The 19,854-nt window shown below is 72.3% G+C and carries 17 protein-coding genes and 1 pseudogene; 9 read left to right on the top strand and 9 right to left on the bottom strand.

What is annotated here, in order from left to right:
• Positions 1–3: 3 nt before the first annotated feature.
• A complete protein-coding gene (locus tag ABEA24_RS07400) occupies positions 4–2,550 on the bottom strand; it encodes a hypothetical protein (protein ID WP_345429907.1) in 2,547 nt (848 codons plus the stop codon).
• A 91-nt stretch (positions 2,551–2,641) separates the two neighbouring features.
• On the opposite strand from ABEA24_RS07400, the gene ABEA24_RS07395 reads away from it, so the two are divergent.
• Positions 2,642–3,619, top strand: a complete 978-nt coding sequence (locus ABEA24_RS07395) for an EamA family transporter (RefSeq protein WP_345429906.1) — start codon at positions 2,642–2,644, stop codon at positions 3,617–3,619.
• Here the strand turns inward: ABEA24_RS07395 and ABEA24_RS07390 are convergent.
• A complete protein-coding gene (locus ABEA24_RS07390; protein WP_345429905.1) occupies positions 3,600–4,337 on the bottom strand; it encodes an ABC transporter permease in 738 nt (245 codons plus the stop codon). The genes ABEA24_RS07395 and ABEA24_RS07390 overlap by 20 nt on opposite strands.
• Positions 4,327–5,259, bottom strand: a complete 933-nt coding sequence (locus ABEA24_RS07385) for an ATP-binding cassette domain-containing protein (RefSeq protein WP_345429904.1) — start codon at positions 5,257–5,259, stop codon at positions 4,327–4,329. The genes ABEA24_RS07390 and ABEA24_RS07385 overlap by 11 nt, the downstream gene beginning before the upstream one ends.
• 71 nt (positions 5,260–5,330) lie before the next feature.
• Here ABEA24_RS07385 and ABEA24_RS07380 point away from each other — a divergent pair, with 71 nt between their 5' ends.
• Entirely contained in the window at positions 5,331–5,972 is a 642-nt protein-coding gene (locus ABEA24_RS07380; RefSeq protein WP_345429903.1) for a TetR/AcrR family transcriptional regulator, read from the top strand.
• Here the strand turns inward: ABEA24_RS07380 and ABEA24_RS07375 are convergent.
• Positions 5,954–6,571 carry a TetR/AcrR family transcriptional regulator gene (locus ABEA24_RS07375; protein WP_345429902.1) on the bottom strand — a complete coding sequence of 206 codons (618 nt, stop codon included), beginning with the start codon at positions 6,569–6,571 and terminating at the stop codon, positions 5,954–5,956. The genes ABEA24_RS07380 and ABEA24_RS07375 overlap by 19 nt on opposite strands.
• Before the next feature lie 139 nt (positions 6,572–6,710).
• Between ABEA24_RS07375 and abc-f the strand changes: the two genes are divergently transcribed.
• From abc-f to ABEA24_RS07355, 4 genes are all read left to right on the top strand, one after another.
• Positions 6,711–8,321, top strand: coding sequence for a ribosomal protection-like ABC-F family protein (abc-f, locus tag ABEA24_RS07370; protein WP_425551152.1), 1,611 nt, complete (start codon positions 6,711–6,713; stop codon positions 8,319–8,321).
• 107 nt (positions 8,322–8,428) lie between these two features.
• Positions 8,429–9,676: an alpha/beta hydrolase-fold protein gene (locus ABEA24_RS07365; RefSeq protein WP_345429900.1), complete on the top strand. Its 1,248-nt coding sequence runs from the start codon at positions 8,429–8,431 to the stop codon at positions 9,674–9,676.
• 116 nt (positions 9,677–9,792) lie between these two features.
• Positions 9,793–10,395, top strand: a complete 603-nt coding sequence (locus ABEA24_RS07360; RefSeq protein WP_345429899.1) for a TetR/AcrR family transcriptional regulator — start codon at positions 9,793–9,795, stop codon at positions 10,393–10,395.
• Positions 10,392–12,209 carry an alpha/beta fold hydrolase gene (locus tag ABEA24_RS07355; RefSeq protein WP_345429898.1) on the top strand — a complete coding sequence of 606 codons (1,818 nt, stop codon included), beginning with the start codon at positions 10,392–10,394 and terminating at the stop codon, positions 12,207–12,209. The genes ABEA24_RS07360 and ABEA24_RS07355 overlap by 4 nt, the downstream gene beginning before the upstream one ends.
• Before the next feature lie 283 nt (positions 12,210–12,492).
• Here the strand turns inward: ABEA24_RS07355 and ABEA24_RS07350 are convergent, their stop codons facing one another.
• Positions 12,493–13,140 carry an SDR family NAD(P)-dependent oxidoreductase gene (locus tag ABEA24_RS07350; protein WP_345429897.1) on the bottom strand — a complete coding sequence of 216 codons (648 nt, stop codon included), beginning with the start codon at positions 13,138–13,140 and terminating at the stop codon, positions 12,493–12,495.
• Here ABEA24_RS07350 and ABEA24_RS07345 point away from each other — a divergent pair.
• Positions 13,035–13,724: an MmyB family transcriptional regulator gene (locus tag ABEA24_RS07345; protein WP_345429896.1), complete on the top strand. Its 690-nt coding sequence runs from the start codon at positions 13,035–13,037 to the stop codon at positions 13,722–13,724. The genes ABEA24_RS07350 and ABEA24_RS07345 overlap by 106 nt on opposite strands.
• 40 nt (positions 13,725–13,764) lie before the next feature.
• On the opposite strand, the gene ABEA24_RS07340 is transcribed toward ABEA24_RS07345, so the two are convergent.
• Positions 13,765–14,616 carry a helix-turn-helix transcriptional regulator gene (locus tag ABEA24_RS07340; protein ID WP_345429895.1) on the bottom strand — a complete coding sequence of 284 codons (852 nt, stop codon included), beginning with the start codon at positions 14,614–14,616 and terminating at the stop codon, positions 13,765–13,767.
• Between the two features lie 86 nt (positions 14,617–14,702).
• Between ABEA24_RS07340 and ABEA24_RS07335 the strand changes: the two genes are divergently transcribed.
• Positions 14,703–15,485 (top strand): SDR family NAD(P)-dependent oxidoreductase, encoded by a 783-nt coding sequence (locus ABEA24_RS07335; RefSeq protein WP_345429894.1) that lies wholly within the window; start codon positions 14,703–14,705, stop codon positions 15,483–15,485.
• A gap of 488 nt (positions 15,486–15,973) precedes the next feature.
• Here ABEA24_RS07335 and ABEA24_RS07330 read toward each other — a convergent pair whose 3' ends face one another.
• A complete protein-coding gene (locus ABEA24_RS07330; protein WP_345429893.1) occupies positions 15,974–17,215 on the bottom strand; it encodes an MFS transporter in 1,242 nt (413 codons plus the stop codon).
• 99 nt (positions 17,216–17,314) lie between these two features.
• Between ABEA24_RS07330 and ABEA24_RS07325 the strand changes: the two genes are divergently transcribed.
• Entirely contained in the window at positions 17,315–18,400 is a 1,086-nt protein-coding gene (locus ABEA24_RS07325; protein WP_345429892.1) for a DUF5937 family protein, read from the top strand.
• A 192-nt stretch (positions 18,401–18,592) separates the two neighbouring features.
• Here the strand turns inward: ABEA24_RS07325 and ABEA24_RS07320 are convergent.
• Both ABEA24_RS07320 and ABEA24_RS07315 read right to left on the bottom strand, forming a co-directional pair.
• A pseudogene (locus ABEA24_RS07320) lies at positions 18,593–18,898 on the bottom strand (Tn3 family transposase); the annotation flags it as partial.
• A gap of 210 nt (positions 18,899–19,108) precedes the next feature.
• Positions 19,109–19,705, bottom strand: coding sequence for a TetR/AcrR family transcriptional regulator (locus ABEA24_RS07315; protein WP_345429891.1), 597 nt, complete (start codon positions 19,703–19,705; stop codon positions 19,109–19,111).
• Positions 19,706–19,854: the final 149 nt, after the last annotated feature.

The raw sequence follows: 19,854 nt of genomic DNA, 5'->3' as shown, positions 1-19,854 counted from the left end.
CGGTCAGGGCTCGAGTTCGGCGGCGACGCCCTGGAAGTCCTCCATGGACAGGGTCAGGGTGTTCTGGCCCTGGAACACCTGGGTCTCGCCCGCCTGGCCGAGGTGATGGTTGCAGGCCCGGTCGAGGTAGGCCTCGACGAGCCGGGCGTTGGTGAGCCGGCCGCGACCTCGCAGCGTGGCCAGGTCGCGCCGGGCGACCTGCCACGCCTCCGGCGCGAGCTTCAGGCGGCGTTCGCCGGCCAGCAGCGCCGCGAGGTGCACGCGGAGCCCGGGGTCGGACAGGTCGGGCAGCCGTACGGTACGGAAGTCGGTGAGCAGCTCGGGGATGGCGTCGGTCAGCTCGCGCAGCCGGCCGGGTGCGCAGGTGGCCGCGAGGGTGGTCTCGCTGACGCCCTCGACCCGCGCCCGGTAGAGCGCGGAGGCGTACGCGGCGCCACGGTCGTCGTCGAGGACGACGGTGTCCAGGCCTTCGATGAGGAGCGTGTGGCCGTTGTACTCGGCGATGTGCTCGCGGAGCCGCCGGGGGTCGATCTCGGCGAGCTCGTCGGCGAGCAGCGTGTGGACCTCGCCGCTGCCCACGCCGACCTCGGCCAGCGCACGGGCGATCATGCGGGTGAGGCGGCGCTGGCCGCAGGACAGCTCACCGACCAGCAGCACCGCCGGCGCCGACGCGCTGGAGACCTCCTGTCCTCGGAGGCTGAGCGCCCAGCTGCCGCGCCGCCGCAGCTCCATCAGTAGCCGCTCGACGTCATCGGGGCCGGGCAGGAACGTGATGCCGTACGCCTCCACCAGCCCGGGGCCGGGATCGGGCCGGTACGCCGGATCGGGGAACGGCGGCGGCGTCGACCCCGCGGCCGCCTGATCACCGGGGGAGATGGAGGTGGGGGGCACCGGATCCGGCGTGACCGAGGTGGGCGGCGCGGTCGAGAAGGGAGCCGTGGGGTCGGGGGCGACCGCAGTGGGCCCGGGGACCGAGCTCTCGGCGGGAGAGGCCGGCGCGATCCCCGGACCGGGCGACCCGGGATACGAGACGGGCGGATTGGAGGAAGGGCCGGATCCCCCGGGATTCGAGGTCGGCGGGTTGGACGAAGGGCCGGAGGCCGAGGGGAGGGGCTCCGACGAGGGCCAGGCCGTCGTCGCCGGCTGTGCCGCGGGAGGAGAGTCGGCCTTGCGCTGCTCGGCGAGATGGGCGCGGGCGGCCTCGATGATCTCCCACGGCGTGAGGGACTCACCGGGGCCCGGGTCCGGCCCGGCGGCGATCGTCTTCATCAGCGCCGCCGGGACGGCGAGCCCGGGCCGGGGCGGTGCCACACCCGCGAGCCGGCACGATGACAGCGCGGCCGCGTAGGACGCGGCCAGCAGACTCCGCAGGATCTGCGGGTCGGCGCCGGAGACCGCGCCGGGCAGCGTGCCGTCGGCCGGCCACAGCTCCCGGAGCGGATGCCCCGGCTGCCCGATCGACTGCAGGGTGCGGACGCCTTCGGGATCCAGCCAGGGCAGCACCGCGGCCGCGGTGCCGGGGGCGGCGTCCAGGTCGGCGGCGAGCAAGGCGAAGGCGACCCGCCGGGCCTCCGCCGGCCCGGCCGCGGCGGCGGGCAGCGCGGCCGCGGCGGCGGCGAGGTCGTAGCAGGCGAGCCGGAAGTGGTCGCCCGGCGCCGTGTCGCGCAGCAGCGTCACCCGCAGCTCCGGCGGGCAGCGGCGCAGCCACTCCTGCACGATCGCCTGGTCGCCGAACCGCACGGCGGCGTGGTCGCTGGGGACCATCCGCAGGGCGGTGCCGGCCATCGCCGCGAGCGCGTCGGCGCGGGGCCGGAACGCGGGCTCGCCGCGCAGGGCCTCAGCGGTCTCCCACAGGGCACGGACGACGTAGGAGGCGCCCATGGGGTCGCCGGCCCGCAGCCGTTCGGTGTAGGCGCCGATGATCAACGCGAGCGGAGGCTCCAGGAACCAGCGCGGGCCGGCCGCGGCGGGCGACAGATGACGGGCGAACAGCCCGACGAGGGGATGGTCGGTGTCGGCGGCGGGCGCGCCCGCGCACCACAGCACCGCGAAGAACGACACCGCGACGGGACTGGGGGTGCCCGGCGCGAAGAGGGGATCCTGCATCGCGAACTGGGCGGGATTCGCGCCGGCCGCCGCGGCCACGGTCTGCTGGAGCCGGCCGAGCACGGCGGGGGCCGGCGGCGCGCCGAACAGGCCGTCGCCGGCCAGCGGCCCCGGGGTGAGGTCCGGGCCGGTGGTCAGCAGCGAGGGCGGCACCGGCGGCCGGCCGGCGCCCGGTGGGGCGGGCATGACCGCCTGGCGCGCGGCGGGGTCGAACGGGGGTGGGCACAGGTGCCAGTTGCCGTCCAGTCCGCAGCGGTACCAGCGGCCCCACGCGCCGAACAGCCACCACTCGCCGGCCCCGGCGAGCATCCGCGACGTGATCGCCTCGGCACGCGCTTGCGGCGGCGCGCCCATCCACCAGGGGGAGGACGTCATGCCGCGCACGTCTGTCTCGATGGCCGCGAACGGGTCGTTCGGGGGTGCGGCCGGGGCCTGCCAAGTCACGATGCGCATCGTAGTGCTTCACATACGACACCTTTGCAGCGCGTAATGACCGTAATGTAGGTTTACTCCTTAAATGGGAGGGGGTGGGCGTGTGAACGCCGCGCGACTCAAGGCACCGGGACTGGGCTTCGCGGTCCTGTCGTCGGTCGCCTTCGGCACGTCGGGGCCGTTCGGCAAGGCACTGATCAACGCCGGTTACTCGCCGATGCAGGCGTCGTGGACACGGGTCGCCGGCACCACGCTGATCCTGCTGCCCCTCGCCGTCCTGCTGCGCGGCCGCGCCGCCGGGCGCGCGGTCCGCGGCCGATGGCCGCTCCTCCTGCTGTACGGGCTGATGGGCGTGGCGGGCTGTCAGTCGCTGTACTTCGTCGCGGCGTCCCGCCTGCCGGTCGGCGTGGCCATCCTGCTCGAGTTCACCGGGCCCGTCCTCGTCGTCGCGTGGATGCGGTTCGTCCGGCGGACCCGTGTGCCCCGGACCGCCGCCGTCGGCGTCGTGATCGCCCTGGCCGGCCTTGCGTGCGTCGTGCAGGTCTGGTCCGGCATGAGGATCGATCTGCTCGGGCTGCTCGCCGGGCTCGGAGCGGCGGCCTGCCAGGCCGCCTACTTCCTGATCATCGACCGGGTCGGGGACGACGTCGATCCCCTCGTCATGACGGCCGCCGGCTCCACCGTCGGCGCGGTGGTGCTGGCCGTGGTCGCGCCACCGTCGGGGATCCCGTGGCACGTGCTCACCACCGGGGTGCCGTTCGGTGATCGGCTCGCCCCCGGCTGGTTCCTGGTGGTGTGGATCATCCTCATCAGCACGGTCGTCGCGTACCTCGCCGGGGTCGCCGCCGTCCACCGCCTGTCCGCCCCGGTCGCGGGCGGCGTCGCCTACCTCGAGGCGGTGGCGGCGGGCCTGTTCGCCTGGATCACGCTCGGCGAGCGGCTGAGCCCCGCCCAGCTCGCCGGAGGCGCGATCGTGCTGGTCGGCGCGTTCGTCGCCCAGCGATCGGTCGCCCCCGACGAGCCCGTCATGGAGCCCGTGCCCTCTCTGGAGAGCGCGGGAGTCAGGAGTGCTGACGCGTGAAGGTGCGCGTGCCGACCGCCAGGGCGGCCACGGCGAACGCCGCCGAGACGCCGAGACCGGCCGCCAGCGTCGTCGACGCGTAGTGCCCGGCGAACGCCGCACGCAGCGCCTCCACGCCGTACCGGAAGGGCGTCGCGCGCGACACGGCGTCGAGCCAGCCCGGCGCCGCCGACATCGGCAGCATCGCCCCGGACAGCAGCAGCATCGGCACCACGAACGTGCTGGACAGTGGCGCGAACAGCTCCTGCCGCTTGAGCGTCAGGGCGAACGCGTACGACAGCGCGGCCAGACCGGCGGCCAGCGGCACGAGCAGCGCCAGGCCGATCAGTAGCCCGGCGACGGGCACCCGGAAGCCGAACGCGACGCCGGCCGCGATCACGATCACGGCCTGTCCGAGGAGGACGACCGTGTTGGTGAGCACCCGGCCCAGGAGCAGGGCCAGACGCGAGGCCGGCGTGACGCGGAGCCGTTCGAGGACGCCGAACCGCGCGTCGAAGACGATGCCGAACCCGGCCAGCCCCGCGCTGAGCAGGGAGAGCTGGATCAGCACGCCGGGCACGAAGATCTGCCAGCTGTCGTGCCCGAGGTAGGTCCCCAGCAGCGGTCCGAACAGGACGAGGTTCAGGACGGGCTGCAGTACGCCGAAGACCAACCCGAGCCAGCCGCCCAGGGTGAGCCGCAGCTGGTGGCGGAAGATCAGCCAGATGTCACGCGGCACGGGCGGCCGCCTTTCGCTCGGTGAGGGCCAGGAAGACGTCGTCGAGGGTCGGGCGCGTGTGCTGGATCGACAGCGGCTCGACGCCGGCCGCGTCCAGGGCCCGCGTCAGCTCGATCAGGATGCGATCGCCGGGCTCGACGGTCAGCCGCAGCGTCCGCCCGGTGACGCGCACCTCCCGGACGTGGGCCAGGTCGGCGAGCGCGGCCCTGGCCCGCCCGGGGTCCCCGGCGATCTCGGTGGTGACGACGTCCCCGGCCAGCCGGGCCTTCAGGTCGTCCGGCGAACCCTCGTCGACGATGCGCCCCTGGTCGATGATGAGGATCCGGTCGCACAGCGCGTCGGCCTCGTCGAGGTAGTGCGTGGTCAGGAAGACCGTCGTGCCGTGCTGGTCGCGCAGCCGCCGGATGTGCTCCCACAGCGCGCTGCGGCTCTGCGGGTCGAGCCCGGTGGTCGGCTCGTCCAGGAAGACCACGGCGGGCCGGTGGACGACGCCGAGCGCGATGTCCAGCCGGCGTTTCTGCCCTCCGGACATCGCTCCGATCGCCCGGTCGGCCAGGTCGAAGTCCGCGAGCAGATCGAGGGACCGGGAACGCGCGTCCGGCACGCGGTACAGCCGGGCCTGCAGCACCAGCTCCTGCAGGGCGGTGCACGAGGGATTGGTGCTGCCGCCCTGGGCGACGTAGCCGATCCGGCGTCGTACGCCGGCCGGGTCGGCGATCAGGTCGTGCCCGGCCACGGTCGCGGTGCCGCCGGTGGGCCGCAGCAGCGTCGTGAGCATCCGCAGGGTCGTCGTCTTGCCCGCGCCGTTCGGCCCGAGGAAGCCCACGATCTCCCCGGCGCGAACGGTGAGGTCGACGCCGCGTACGGCGTCGGTCCCGGTGAAGGACTTGGCGAGGCCTCGTGCCTCGATGACGTGGTCCATGTCGGTAGAGTAACCACAATTTTGGTGCCACACCAAAATTTAATCGACACCAGCGCGGATATCATGCGGTCATGGCGGAGGAGCTCGGACTACGGGAGCGCAAGAAGCGCGAGACACGACAGCGCATCGCCGACGTCGCCATGGGGCTGTTCATGATCCGCGGCTTCGACCAGACCACGGTCGCCGACATCGCCGAGGCCGCCGACGTGTCCGTCAACACGGTCTTCAACTACTTCAAGACCAAAGAGGACCTGTTCTTCGACCGTCAGGACGTCGCCGTGCAGAGCCTCGGTCGCGTCGTGGCGTCCCGGCGTGAGGGAGAGTCGATCGTCGAGGCGCTGCGGCGCGACTTCCACGAGGCGCTGGACGAGCGGGACTGGCGCTACGGCATCGTCAACGGCGCGGGCGACTTCTACGAGATGGTCATGGCGAGCCCGGCGCTGCGCGGCCGGATGCGGGAGATGCACGAGCTGCGGAAGGGGTATCTCGCTCAGGTTCTGGCGGAGGAGACCGACGCCGACCCCGACGATCCCGTTCCGCGATTCGTCGCCGCGCAGGTGGTCGCGCTGACCCAGGCCATCTCGGGGGAGTATCTCCGGCGGCTCCGAGCCGGAGAGAGCTACGTGGTCATCCTCCCGTCGGTGCGGGTCGCCGCCGACCGGGGTTTCGACCTGCTGAAGTCCGGGATCGGCAATTACCCCGAGCCGACCTGACCCAGGGTGCCGGCGCGGGCGGCGGCCAGGGCGGCGTCGGCGGCCCGGTCGGCGACCGTCGCGTCCACCGGCTCGCGGCTGACGAACAGCCGGTAGTAGAGCGGCGCCACCGCCGCCCGTACGACCTCGGCGGGGTCGGTGCCGTCCGGCAGCTCGCCCCGGGCGACGGCCCGGGTCACGATCCGGGCGGCCTGGTCGTGCCGGGAGGCGAAGAAGTCCCGCAGCGCGTCCGCGACGGCGGGGCTCTGCGTGGCCGCGGCGATGAAGGCGGTCGACACCGGTGCCTCGGCCGCCTCCGTGAAGCCGGTGAGCACCAGGCGGGCGAGGGCGCGCAGGTCACCGGCGGCCGACCCGGTGTCGGGGATCGGCCAGGGCTCCTCGCTCGCCATCTCCAGGGCGTCGGCGATCAGCCCGTCGATGCCGCCCCAGCGCCGGTAGACGGTGGTCTTGTGCACTCCGGAACGGGTGGCGACGCCCTCGACGGTGAGCGCGGTGTACCCCTTCTCGGCGAGCTCGCTGAGGGTGGCCGCGCGCACGGCGGCCCGTACGCGGGCGCTGCGGCCGCCCGGCCGCCGGCCGACGCCGTCGCTGATCGTCATCGGGAAATCCTGTTGCGCTCGGGGAGGCTGGTCTGCCATCATCATAACGCAACGCGAGTTGCGATTAGTCGTCAATGGAGGAGAGCAGCAGCCATGGGCCTGGCACCGAACACCGCGATGTCCGTCTGGAACCCACGCCGTGTATCGGAGGCCCTTCTTGTCCACCCAGCTCACCCTGCGGGGCGTCGCCAAGTCCTACGGTGACCGCCGCGTCCTCACCGACGTCTCCTTCTCCGTACGGCCCGGCGAGCGCGCCGGCCTCGTCGGGGAGAACGGCTCCGGCAAGTCCACGCTCCTCCGGCTGATCGCCGGCGCCGAGCGGCCCGACGACGGCGAGGTGACCGTCATGGCCGGCGGCGGCGTCGGCCACCTCGGTCAGACCCGGGATCTGCCGTCCGGCGGCACCGTCCAGCAGGCCATCGACGCGGCCCTCGCCGACCTGCGGGCGATGGAGCGCCGGATGCGCGAGCTTGAGACCGGCCTCACCGAGGACCGGTTCGACGAGTACGCCGCGCTGCAGGCCGCCTACGAGGCGCGGGGCGGCTACGAGTCCGACGCCCGCGTCGACAAGGCGATCCATGGCCTGGGACTCGCGCACCTGGACCGCGAGCGCGTGCTCGGCACCCTCTCCGGCGGCGAGGAGGCCCGGCTGGCGCTGGCCTGCGTGCTGGCGGCCTCCCCGGAGATCCTGCTGCTCGACGAGCCCACCAACCACCTCGACGAACCGTCGATGACCTGGCTGGAGGACCGCCTCCGCACCCACCACGGCACCGTCGTCGTGGTCTCCCACGACCGGCTCTTCCTTGACCGCGTCGCGACCGTGATCTACGAGGTCGAGGACGGATCCGTGAACCGCTTCGGCGGCGGCTACACCGGGTTCCTCGCCGAGAAGGCTGGGGCGCGCGTTCGCTGGGAGCAGGCGTACGCCGCGTGGTGCGCGGAGATCGAGCGGGTCGAGACCCACGCCGCGACCACCGCCCGCCGGGTCGCGCCCGGCCGGGCGCGAAAGGACGGCAACAAACTCGCCTACGACCGGGACGCGGGCCGGGTGCAGAGCTCGATCGCCGGGCGGGTCCGCCAGGCGCAGGAGCGACTGCGCCGGCTGCGGGAGAACCCGGTGTCCAAGCCGCCCGAGCCGCTGCGCTTCGACGGGCTGTTCCGCGGGGGAGATCACGACGGAACGCTCGCCGAACTCCACGAGGTGACGGTCGGCGACCGGCTGCGCGCGGTGTCCCTCACCGTGGCGGCCGGCGATCACCTGCTGGTCCATGGGCCGAACGGCGCGGGCAAGTCCACCCTGCTGCGGGTCCTCGCGGGAGAGACGCCCGATTCTGGGACGGTGCGCCGGCGCGGCCGCGTCGGCTACCTGCCCCAGGAGGTCGAGTTCCCCGATCCACGGCGATCCGCGCTGGCGGTGTTCGTCGGCGGCCGGCCCGGCCATCCGGAGGAGCACCGCGCACGGCTGCTGTCGTACGGGCTGTTCCACCCCGACGCCCTGGCCACGCCCGTCGGCGCGCTGTCGGTCGGCCAGCGGCGGCGCCTGGCCCTGGCCCGGCTGCTGGCGTCGGAGAGCGACCTGCTCCTGCTCGACGAGCCGACCAACCACCTGTCACTGGTCCTGGTCGAGGAGCTGGAAGAGGCGCTCGACGACTTCCAGGGCGCGCTGGTCGTCGTCTCCCACGACCGGGCGCTGCGGCGCAGTTTCCCGGGCCCGCGGCTGGAGATGCGCGACGGTCGCATCGCCGCCTGACCGCCCGCCGTACGGACCAATCCCTGCAGAGAGTGCTCACCTGCCGGGCGGCTGCCGACCAGGAGTCTGCCCGACGGCGACTCCCAGAACTGATGAGGACCAACGTGATGAACGCTGTGCAGAGTGCCCGGATCGAGGAGTTCCGCCGGACGCGGGACGTGGAGCGCCTGACCTCCGACCTGCGGGCGGCGGGCGGGCCCCTCGTCGAGGACGCCGAAGGCGATGACGCACTGGTGACGTTCGTGTGGATCGGGCCGCAGCGGCAGGTCTCGGTACGCGGCGCGCAGCTGTTCGAGGACCGCAACGCGATGTCGCATCCGATGCGGCACGTCGACGGCACGGACGTCTGGTACCTGAGCGTGCTCGCTCCGCGCGGCGTCACCACGGTGTACCAGTACCTGGTCGACGATCCGTTCCTGGACGCCGACAAGACCGACATGGCGCTCCTGGGACGGCTGGTGGCCGAGTCGCGGGACCGGTCCTTCGCCGACCCGTTCAACCCGCGCCGGATGTTCCCGCAGGCCGCCAAGATCGCAGGCGTGGACTCCGCGCCGCCGGAGCAGTGGGACTCGGTCCTGGAGCTGCCCGGCCTGGAGCCGGCTCCCTGGTTCGACGGCGCGGAGCCTCCCCTGACCCGGCACCGGCTGGTCTCCGAGGCGCTCGGCAACGAGCGAACCGTGTCGGTGTACGCGCCGCCGGGGGAGGGGCCGCATCCGCTGGTGATCCTGCTCGACGGAGAGTCGTGGCTGTCGGTGGCGCGCCTCCATGTCGCCGTGCACGAGCTGATCACGAGCGGCGCCATGGCTCCGGCAGTGGTCGCGTTCGTCGACAACCCGCCGGACGGCATGACCGCCCGCATGATCGAGCTCGCCTGCCACTCCGCGACGACCCGGATGCTCACCGACGAACTGCTGCCGCTGCTGCGGTCGCGCTTTCCGCTGACGGAAGACGTGATCGTCGGCGGCAACAGCCTCGGCGGGCTGGCCGCCGCCTTCGCCGCGTTCGAGCGACCCGACGTCTTCACAGCGGTGCTGTCCACGTCGGGCAGTCACTGGTGGGGCTACCGGCCGGGTCCGGGCGGGTGGGGCAAGGACGACGAGCCGGAGTGGCTGACCCGGCAGTTCGCCGCCGCGCCGTACAAGCCGGTCCGGTTCTGGATCGACGTCGGCCGGCTGGAGACCGGCGCGTCGCCGCTCTCGCCCGGTGTCGACCAGCGGGCCGCCAACCGGCACCTGCGGACCGTCCTGACCGCCAAGGGCAACGACGTGACCTTCCACGAGGCGCCGGGCGGACACGACTTCGCGACCTTCCGCCGCAGCGCGGTACGCGGACTGCTGACCCTTCTCCCGGGGTGACCGGGGGACCCGGCGCAGCTCGATCGGCACGGCTGATCGGGACTTACTTTGTAAAGGGCGTCGGCTGGAGATGCGTAGGACTGGCAAAAATAAGTAGACCGGTCTATTTTTCTCCTATGATCACCAAGGGAGAGCGGACCAGCGCGCGGCTGGTGGAGTCGATGCTCGAGCTGATCCAGGCGCGCGGTTACAGCGGCACGGGTCTCAACACGGTGGTGGAGCACTCCGGGGCCCCGAAGGGGTCGCTCTACTTCCACTTCCCGGAGGGCAAGGAGGCGCTGGGGGAGAGGGCCGTCGAGCTGGCGGCCGACCAGTTCCGCACCCTCTTCGCCGAGACCGTCGGCGACGCCGCGAGCCCAGGGGAGCTTCTCCGGCGTGTCGTCGACGTCCTGATCGGGCTCCTCGCCGACAGCGACTTCCAGCTCGGCTGCCCGGTCTCCGTGGTCGCCCTGGAGATGGGCGCGCACAGCGAGCGGCTGCGCACGGCCTGCGCGGCCGCCTTCGAGTCGTGGATCGGGCCGGTGACCGACTACCTCGTCGGTCGCGGCCACCCGCGCCCGACGGCGCGCACCCTGGCCACGACCGTGGTCAGCGGCCTGGAGGGCGCGATGATCGTGTCCCGCGCCCAGCGTGACGTGGAGGCGTTGCGCAGCGCCGCTCAGGTGTTCGGCGATCTCCTGGACCAGCCGCCCGCCGGCATCGCGAAGGAGAACTCGTGAACGGGCCGCACGCCCTCGTCTTCGGGGCCACCGGATTCATCGGCCGGCAGTTGATCCTCGCGCTGGACGAGGCCGGGGTCCGCGTCACCGCGGCGACCCGCGAGAGCGGGTCCGCCCTCGGCCTGCGGGCCTGGCTCGCCGAGCGCGGGTGCCGGACCGCCCCTGCCTGCGTCCGTGTCGACTTCGACGCGCCCGCGTTGCTCGAGGGCGACGCGTCGGACTGGGAGGACGTCACCGACGTCTACAACTGCGCCGGGGCCTACCGGTTCGGCATGACGGCCTCGGAGGCGCGTCACGCCAACGTCGACGGTGTCCGGGCGATCGTGGCGTTCGCGGCGCGGCTGCCCCGCCTGCGGCGCCTCGTGCACGTCTCGGGATACCGCGTGGGGGGCCAGGACCCCGCGACGGTGCCGTGGAGCGACGAGATCGCACGACGTACGTATCAACGCCTCGGCGCCTACGAGGCGTCCAAGGTCGAATCCGACGCCGTCGTCCAGGCCACCGCGGACCGGCTGGGTGTGCCGTGGTCCATCGTCAATCCGTCCAGTGTGATCGGGGTCAGCACGAGCGGTGAGTCCGACCAGCAACTCGGCCTGGCCGCGAGCCTGCGCGAGATCTGGCAGGGTTCGATCGCCGCGCTACCCGGGGACGCGCGGACGTTCGTCCCCGTCGTTCCGGTCGACCACCTCGCGCGGTTCATGACGCTGCTCCCGGAGGATCCGGCCGCAGAAGGGGAGGCGTTCTGGATCCTGGACGACGACACTCCGCCGCTGCCGGACCTTCTCTCGCTCGTGGGCCGGCACTACCAGGTGAAGGTCCCGCGGCTGAGGATCCCCGTGTCGCTGATCCGGCGCCTGCCGGCCGCGCTGACCAAGGCGGACCCGGAGACGCTGACCTTCCTGTCGTCCGACCGGTATCCGACCGGACCGGCCCGCGCGTTCGCCGAACGTCACGGGCTCGGACTCCCCGACACGACCGAGTCGATCCTGCGGTGGGCGGACCACCTGGCCGCCCACCGGTTCGGCGCCGTGCCGGCCCAGCGGCCCGCGCGGCGGTTCACCCGGCACGCGGGCGTACGGACGTTCGGCATCGGTGAGCCGGGCGCGCGAACCCTGGTGCTCCCCGGTCTGCCCGTCAACGCCGACACCTGGGCTCCGGTCGGCGGCGCGCTCGGCGACGCCCGCGTGGTCGACCTTCCAGGCCTCGGACTGAGCGCGGGCCGTCCGCGGGACCTGTCCGCCTGGTCGGCCGCTCTGGTCGAGGGGACCGGCCCGGTACACCTGGTCGGCCACTCCATCGGCGCCGCCGCCGCCGTGCAGGCCGCGCTGGCCCACCCGGATCTGGTCGAGCAGCTCACTCTCGTGTCGCCTTTCTTCCTGCAGGCGCGCGCCGGGTTCGCCACCCGAGCCGCCCCGGTGACCCGCGGGTATCTCGGCCGGGTCGGCCCCGAGGCCCTGTCGCGGCTGCTCACCGGGGACACGGCCCATGCGGAGAAGCTCGCCTCCAGCGTCGAGGACCTGCGCCGAGGGCGCGTCGCCTCCCACGTCGCGCGGTTGCTGGCCGCCGCCGGCCGCGAGCGGTGGCGCGGCGAACTCCGGGCCGGGCTCGAGCGCTACCCGGGGCGCGTACACGTGGTCGTGGGGGTCGAGGACCCGCTGACCGACGAGGGCCGAGCGCTGGTGGACCGCCTCGGCGCGCGGGGGAGGGAGACGACGATCGACGGAGCGGGCCACCATCCTCAGCTCACCCACGAGGGGCTGCTGGCCCAGGCGATCCAGGACCACGCCCCGTCACGTACCGGCTCGCGCGGATGACCGACCTGTTCGGCCTGGCGTCACCGCCGTCGCCCGGCTCGGCCTTCCACGGTGGCGGTGTCGATGCCCTGCTCGATGACGCGCGGTCCGATACTCCGCTCGCGCAGCTCGGCGCCGAGAGTCACCAGGTGCGGCCCGGGCCCGCCCTCGGTCGCATCGATGCCGCGTCTCGGCGCCCCGAGCGGCCGTCGTGCTCACTGACGGCTCGGGAGCGTCGCGAGCGCCTGCGACCGCTGGGCGACCAGATCGTCGTAGGTGCCGTCGCGCTCGGCCCACCGGTGCATCAGCACGCCCTTGACGAGGATCTCGTGCGGAGTGGGGTCGGTCCGAGCAGGTCCATCACCTCGGTGGCGAACTCGGCCAGTTTGAGCGCGCGGGGGTTGTGCTGTGCCTGCTCCGGCGTGGTGGCGACAGCCGGGGGGACGAGTTCGGACACCTCGATGCCGGTGCCGTCCAGTTGCGCGCGCAACGCCTCGGAGTAGGCGTGCACGCCGGCCTTCGAGGCGGCGTAGGTCGGCATGACCGGGAACGGCAGGAACCCGATGCCTGAGGTCACCGTGATGATGGTGCCGGTGCCGCGTCCGATCAGGTGCGGGGTGAACGCGTCGATGACGCGGATGGTGCCGAGGAGGTTGGTGTCGATCGTCTTTTCCGCGGCGCTGAAGTGTGCGGGATCGCGCAGGTCCTCCGGGATCATGACCCCGGACATCGTCACGATCGTGTCGAGGCCCGGATGGCTGTGGAGGATCGTGTCGCGGGCACGGTCGATGCCGTCCTGGTCGGTCACGTCGATGGGAACGGTCGCGAAAACCCCTCGGCCGCGAGTTGGTCGAGCAGGTCGGTTCGCCGGCCGCCGACGATGACGGCGCTGCCGGCCGCGGCGAAGCGGCGAGCGAGCTTCTCGGCCTGGCCGCCCTGCGCCCGCGGCCACAGCGGCGCCGGAAGCCAGAACGTGTGCCCGCACGGTTGCATCAGCTCCTGGCCGGCGTGCAGGTTCCCGCGTTCGTGGAAGGGCGCGCGTTCGATGTGCTTGCGTCAAACCGGCTCGCAGTCGCGCTCTCTCCGCGCCTCCAGCCCGGGTACAACCGTCTCCGGTCGCTGCTCCTCGATCCTGAGGAGCAGGCGTTCCACCAGGACTGGACGCGCGCCACGGAAGGATTCATCGCTGCCCTCAGAAAATCCATCGGCGACGACATCGACAACCCGCGATTCGTGGAACTGGTGGGCGAGCTTGCCCTGTCGAGCGAGCGGTTCCGAACTCTCTGGGCGCGCCACGACGTCCGCAGCCTCGAAGGCGGCACCACCACCGTGAACCATCCCGTCGTCGGTGAGCTGCGCCTGCACCGAGACAAGCTCCCTGTAGACGATCTGCTCCTGGTCCTCTACTACGCCGATCAGGGCAGCGAGAGCGATGAGAAACTACGCCTCCTCGCCTCCATGGCCCAGACAACACCCACCCGGACACGCGTCGGATCACAGACGGCTGAAGGGAACAGCCGCCTCGAACCTCAATAGCCTCGCGCTTTCGGGAGCCAGGTCGCCGACAGAGCCCTCGCTACCGCCGATAATCACTGGCCTGGGCTCCAAGGACGTTCAGAAGAGCCAGGGCCTCGGCGCCAGGGGATCCCGGCGGCGCACTGTAGAGCACGAGGTGCTGGTCGCGGTCCGTGAGCGTGAGCGAGTCGCAGTCGACGGTGATCTCCCCGACGACCGGGTGACGGAAGGTCTTCGTGAGCATCGGCGCAGCCTGCACGTCGTGCCGCTCCCAGAGTCGGGCGAACTCGGGGCTGCCGTCGCGGAGTTCGTCGACGAGGCCGGTCACCGCGGGATCCGTGGGGTAGCGGGCGAGGGTGGTGTGGAGCTCCATGACCACTTGGTGGCGGAACTCGGCGGCGTCGGAGACCCCGTACAGCGTCGCATCGGCGCGCGCCGACCCCAGGAATGCCCGGCGCGCGAGATTGCGGTCCTCCGGGGCACGCTTGGCGAAGTCCTCCATGAGCGCGGCCGCGAGGTCGTTCCATGCGAGCACCTCGAATGCGGCGGACATCACGAAGGCGGCCGTCTGTGGTAGCCGCTCGAGGAGGGCGAGGATGCTCGGGCGGACGTCGCGCCGGTGCAGCCGGTTACGGGCCGGCGCGGTGCCCGCGAGGACGTGGAGGTGATCGGACTCGGCGTCCGTGAGCCGCAGTGCGCCTGCGATCCCGGCGAGGACCTCGCCCGACGGTCGCGGTGCCCTGCCCTGTTCGAGCCGGACGTAGTACTCGGTGGAGATGTGCGCGAGGACCGCGACCTCCTCGCGACGAAGACCCGGTGTCCGGCGTCGCGGGCCCGAGGGGAGGCCGACGTCCTCCGGTCTGAGCCGCTCGCGACGGCTACGGAGGAACGCCCCAAGCTCCTGCTTGTCCATACCCCGAGTCTGCACGCTGTGCGGCGACGGATCCTGGTACTACCTGTGCCTGCATCCGGGCTGGAGGCCGACCTGACACTGTCGTCATGACGAACGACATCGACATCGCACCCATCGGCCTGCTCACCGGCAAGGTCGTGTTCATCACCGGCGCCAGCCGCGGCATCGGGGCGGCCGCGGCCCGGCTCTTCGCCTCCGAGGGCGCCGCCGTCGTGCTCGCCGCCCGCAAAACCGACGCCCTCCAGCGGATCGTCACCGAGATCCGCGCCGACGGCGGCGTCGCCGACGCCGTGCCACTGGACCTCGCCGACCGCGCGAGCATCCGCGCCGCGGTCGACCGCGTCGAGGAGCTGCACGGACGGCTCGACGGCGCCTTCAACAACGGCGGGGTGGCCCAGCAGCCCGGACCGCTCGACACCACGAGCGACGAGGACGTCGAGGAGCAGTTCGCCGTGAACTTCCGGGCGCACTGGACCGCCATGACGGCCGAGGCCGCGCTCATGCGGCAAAGCGGCGGCGGGGCGATCGTCAACACCTCCAGCATCGGCAGCCGCCGCGCGAACCCAGTGCTCCCCGCGTACGGCGCCATGAAGCGCGCGCTCAACAGCATCACCGAGACCGCCGCGGTGACCTGGGGCCGTCAGGGCATCCGAGTGAACGGCATCACCCCCGGCGGCACCGCCACGGAGATGATCGACGCGTGGGAGGAGGTATCCCCGGGCATCATCGAGGCCAACAACGCGGCGACCCCACTCGGCCGCATGGCCGAGCCCCGCGAGGTGGCCGAGGTGGCCGCGTGGCTGCTCAGCGACCGTGCCTCGATGGTGACCGGCGCGATCGTGCCGGTGGACGGCGGCGCCGGCGCCTGAAAGGGAGAGCCCGGGCAAGCCGTGGCGGCACCGCGCCGTACCTCAGCAGCAGCCCGTCTCCACATCGACTGGAATGAGCCCGTCACCGCCGGGCGCGACCTTGTGAACGGCTCATCAGCTTGGTTCGTCACGGCGAAACTTACTATGTAAAGGCCACGGCCGCTCGACGCTGCCAGCCGCGACGCAGCCACGGTCTTCACCGACGCCGAGCACTACGACGAGGAGTAGCTCGCCGCCCTGGTGTGCCTCATCGCGATCATGAACGCCTGGAACCGCTTGAACGTCATCACCCAGCAGCCCGCCGGCGACCGCCAGCCCGGTCAGTGGGGATGGCGGCACCGCTTCACGTCAGGCCCGGCGGGACGAGCTCCAGCAGCCCGATCCGCCGGGCCTGACGCGCGTTTTCACCTGGCGCGTTGTGTCGGCCATAGAGGCACTGGCCGTACGGCTGTCGGGACTGGATCCGTACGTCGAGGCGATTGCCGAGCTCACGAGCCTGCTCGCGCCCGGCGCCAGCGACCGCTGAGCCGTGTTCCTTGATCCTTCTCGGTGGCGACGGCGGAGGCGGAGAGGAGCGTCGCAGCGGCGAGGCTGCCCCAGAGGGCGGCCGGGCCGTGGGGTGCGAGAGCGGTGATGACCGCTGGGGAGACGGCGAGGCCGAAGCCCGTGGAGAGCTGGAAGCGGGCGAGGGCGCGTCCCAGGACATGGGCCGGGGCGAGGGCGGTGACGAGCGCGGTGGCGCTGCCTGCGTAGATGATCTCGCCGATGGTGCAGACCACGGAGACCGTGGCGATGGCCGGGGTACCCCAGCCGTGTCCGAGTGAGGTGGCCGCGAGGAAGCCGAGGTACGACGCGGCGAGTACCACGCCGGAGAGGGCCAGCACGGTCCGCCGGGAGAAGCGGGATAGCAGGACGGTGACCGGAACCTGCAGGGTGACCACCAGCACCGGGTTCGCCACGAAGATGGCTCCCGACCACGCCGGGGACGCGTGGAACTGGGTCACCAGGACCAGAGGGAGCGCGATTTCGGGGACGTTGAGGCAGAAGACGTAGATCACGTTGGCGGCCAGCAGCGCACGCATTCGAGGTGCGGGCCCGTCGGCCCTGTCCCTGGCTGGAGGAGCGGCCGGATGCGTGCGCAGGTGGACCGACCACGCCAAGGCTGCCGCAGCGAGATAGGCGAGCCCGGTGACGGCTGCCAGCGCCCGCAGTGCGGTGGTGCCGCCGGCCAGGCAAACGGTGGCAAGGAGTGCTCCGACGCCCAGGGCGGCGTTGCGCAAGGTGCGGGCCCCTGCGAGGGCGGCGTCGCGTTCTCGGCCGTGGGCGACCGTGGCCACGAGAGCTGCATGGGCGGCCGGCCATGCCTGGTTGCCGATGCCGAGGAAGAGCGCCGCCATCGCGAACAGCCAGACATGCCCCGCCGGGGCGGCCAGCAGCAGCGCCACGCCCACCACCCGCACCAGCATCGACGCTGCCACGACCGTGCTGCGTGCGCCCCGGTCCAGCCATCGGCCCACTGCGGGCATGCACACCAGAGCCACGACGACGCCGGCCGTCATGGCGATGCCGGTGGTCGATGCGGACAGCCTCAGTACCGTCACGCCGTAGAGCAGCAGAAAGGGCCGCAGCAGGCCGGTGCCGAGCGAGTCCACGGCCACGGCAACGGCATAGCGGGGGCCTCCGGAGGCGCGGACGAGGGCGCGGGGCTGGATCTTGGTGGTGGTTGCCATGACGTCAACGGTGCGTTCGGCCGCCGGGCCGACTATGTCGATTGACGGACACCGTCAATCGACGCGGTCGTCGGCCATCCGACCAGCGATGATGAGGGGGTGACGTTCAGGATCGACATCGGCGGCCTGCCGTCCGGACGACTGCGGTTCACTGCCTCCCCGCTGGCCGAGCTGACCGCGATGCTGCACGTGCTGGCCGAACCCGCGCATCACCCGCAGCTCGCTGGCTGGGCGGGGGACGTCTGGGCTGGGCTGCGGCCGGAGTTGGCCGAGCGGCTCAGGGAGGCGGAGTTCCTCTGGCGTTCCTCACGAGCCGACTTCCTGGTCCCCGCTCGTCCCCGGCCGACCCTCGCCGAGGAGTTGGACGATGTAGACCGGATCGACGATGAAACCTATGTGACCGCCGCGCTCATCACCACGTGCGGCAGCAACCGGGTCCACTTCGCCGCGCCGTCGCCGCTCGCCGACGCGACGGCGCGCGAGCGGGCCCTGGACCTGGCCCAGGCCCGCGGCGCGCTCCAAGAGGCCTTCGCGGAACGGCTGCTCGCGGACCCGGCCACGGTGCGGGCACGGGTGCGCCACACCCTCGAACAGTGCGCCGAGGCCTTCTTCGACGCCGCCTGGACGGGCGTCGCCGTACAACTCGCCACCGACCTGCGCCTGAAGAACGACCTGCTGAAGCGCCAGGGCATCGGGGCGGCACTCGCGTCGGTCTCCAGCGCCGTGACCCTGGCGCCGGATGGCAACTGCATCATCGTGGACAAGCTGCAGGACAATGCGACCGCCGCCCACGGTACCGGGGTCACCTTCCTCCCCAGCGTCTTCGGCCGCCCGCACCTGGTGGCGGTCCACGCGCCCGGGTGGCAGCCGGTGGTGCAGTACCCCGTCACCGAGCCGAGTCCGGCGGAACCGGTCTCTCTGGAGACGGTCACCCTCCGGCTGGAGGCACTCGCGCATCCGGTACGGCTGCGGCTACTGCGCACCCTGGTCCGCGGCCCGCACACCACCGGCGAGCTGGCCCACGCCTGGGAACTCTCACCCCCGGAGGTTTCCCGCCACCTTGTCGTCCTGCGCCGCGCGGGCCTGCTCACGGCCCGGCGGCACGGTCGTTACGTCCGTTACACCCTCAACCTGCCCGATCTGACGGCGTTGGGCGCCGACCTGCTGGCGGCCGTACTGCGCTGAGTGGCTTCGGTCTGTCAGAACGCGGGCGACCACCGTCTTCGCAGCATCATCCGACTCGGCAGCCCGCCGAGCAGTACCGGCGCGGCCGCCTGCTGACCTCGGGCAGCCAGCGGTCGCTTTGGCTGCACCGCCGAACGCTCCCCCTGGCCAGACCCCGGGGGCTTCCTGTCCGGCCGTGCGGGCCAGGGCCTGTCACTTCTCGTCGGTCGCGTCAGGGTCGCGAAGCGGACGCAGGCCGCCGGGCAGGTCGGGGAGCTGGAAGGAGTACCGGCCGAGCATGTTGATGTGGTGCCGGACGAACGGGTAGAGGCGGGCCACGTCCTCGTCACGAACGTCGAAGCCCGCCGCCCGCAGCTGGTTCACCGCGGCATCCATGTACCGCGTGGTGAAGAGCACGAGGGCATTGAGGACCAGGCCCAGGGCGCCGATCTGGTCTTCCATGCCGTCCTGGTGGCGCTGGTAGAGCTGCCCCGAGCGGGCGTGGAAGATCTTCCGGGCGAGGGCGTGGCGGCCCTCCTGGAGGTTCGCCTGGCTCTTGGGGGCTGTTCGGCAATCCGGGTGCGCCGTCCGGGCACGTGGCCCGGCCGCTCGCGCATCCGGTGGCCGCCGCCCTGCTCTGGTCGGCCGCGCTGCTGGTGGTGTTCGTCCCGCTGTCGGTCCGTACCTACAAGCGCAGGGGACGGTGGAGGCCCAGGCCGGCGGGTCGACTCAGGTCGGGCGCGATTGACGTAGTCCCGCGACGAGCAGCTCGACCATGCGGCGTGCGTCGTAGCGGGGGTCGTGGTCGGCGCCGATGCAGAGGTTCCCGACGCCGCGCATGAGTCCGTAGGCGTCGACGTCGGAGCGGATCTCGCCGGCGTCGGCCGCGGCTTCGAGCAGTTGGGCGCAGACGGGTACGAGCCGGTCGATGAAGTAGGCGTGCAGCGTGTCGAAGCCGGCATCGTCGGACCGCAGCACGGCGGCGAGTCCATGCTTGGTGACCAGGAAGTCGACGAAGAGGTCGATCCATCGCCCTAGTGCGGCGTGAGGAGTCGGGCTGGTCGCCAGCAGGCCTGGACCGGCCTCGGCGAGGGCCTCGACCTGGTGCCGGTAGACGGCGATGATGAGATCCGCTCGCGTCGGGAAGTGGCGGTAGATCGTGCCCATCCCGACGCCGGCCTTGGCCGCGATGTCGCGTACCGGCGCTTCGACGCCTGAGGCGACGAAGACCGCCGCGGCGGCCTCGAGCAAGGTCTCCTCGTTACGCCGGGCGTCCGCCCGTTTGGACCGGGCTGTGCGCCCTGCGCCCTCGTCGCTGTCGTTCACCGCGCCGCTCCTTCCGCTACCGCACTTGCCAAGCGGAACAACGTTCCGTATCTTTACCGGAGCAGGGTTCCGTTTGCTCATGATGCCAGAGCACGGGCCCGGCGACCAAGCCGACGCAGCCACGCTTCACCCGCAATGGAGGAACACGG

This window comes from Actinoallomurus vinaceus (genome assembly GCF_039542055.1).
Lineage (GTDB): Bacteria > Actinomycetota > Actinomycetes > Streptosporangiales > Streptosporangiaceae > Actinoallomurus > Actinoallomurus vinaceus.
This window is presented reverse-complemented; position numbering and strand designations above follow the sequence as displayed.

What these genes read in the sequence shown, in the direction of transcription:
- ABEA24_RS07385 (WP_345429904.1), bottom strand. Translation starts at nt 5,259, where the DNA reads ATGGACCACGTCATCGAGGCACGAGGCCTCGCCAAGTCCTTCACCGGG.
- ABEA24_RS07380 (WP_345429903.1), top strand. Translation starts at nt 5,331, where the DNA reads ATGGCGGAGGAGCTCGGACTACGGGAGCGCAAGAAGCGCGAGACACGA.
- ABEA24_RS07375 (WP_345429902.1), bottom strand. Translation starts at nt 6,571, where the DNA reads ATGACGATCAGCGACGGCGTCGGCCGGCGGCCGGGCGGCCGCAGCGCC.
- ABEA24_RS07365 (WP_345429900.1), top strand. Translation starts at nt 8,429, where the DNA reads ATGAACGCTGTGCAGAGTGCCCGGATCGAGGAGTTCCGCCGGACGCGG.
- ABEA24_RS07360 (WP_345429899.1), top strand. Translation starts at nt 9,793, where the DNA reads ATGATCACCAAGGGAGAGCGGACCAGCGCGCGGCTGGTGGAGTCGATG.
- ABEA24_RS07340 (WP_345429895.1), bottom strand. Translation starts at nt 14,616, where the DNA reads ATGGACAAGCAGGAGCTTGGGGCGTTCCTCCGTAGCCGTCGCGAGCGG.
- ABEA24_RS07335 (WP_345429894.1), top strand. Translation starts at nt 14,703, where the DNA reads ATGACGAACGACATCGACATCGCACCCATCGGCCTGCTCACCGGCAAG.
- ABEA24_RS07330 (WP_345429893.1), bottom strand. Translation starts at nt 17,215, where the DNA reads ATGGCAACCACCACCAAGATCCAGCCCCGCGCCCTCGTCCGCGCCTCC.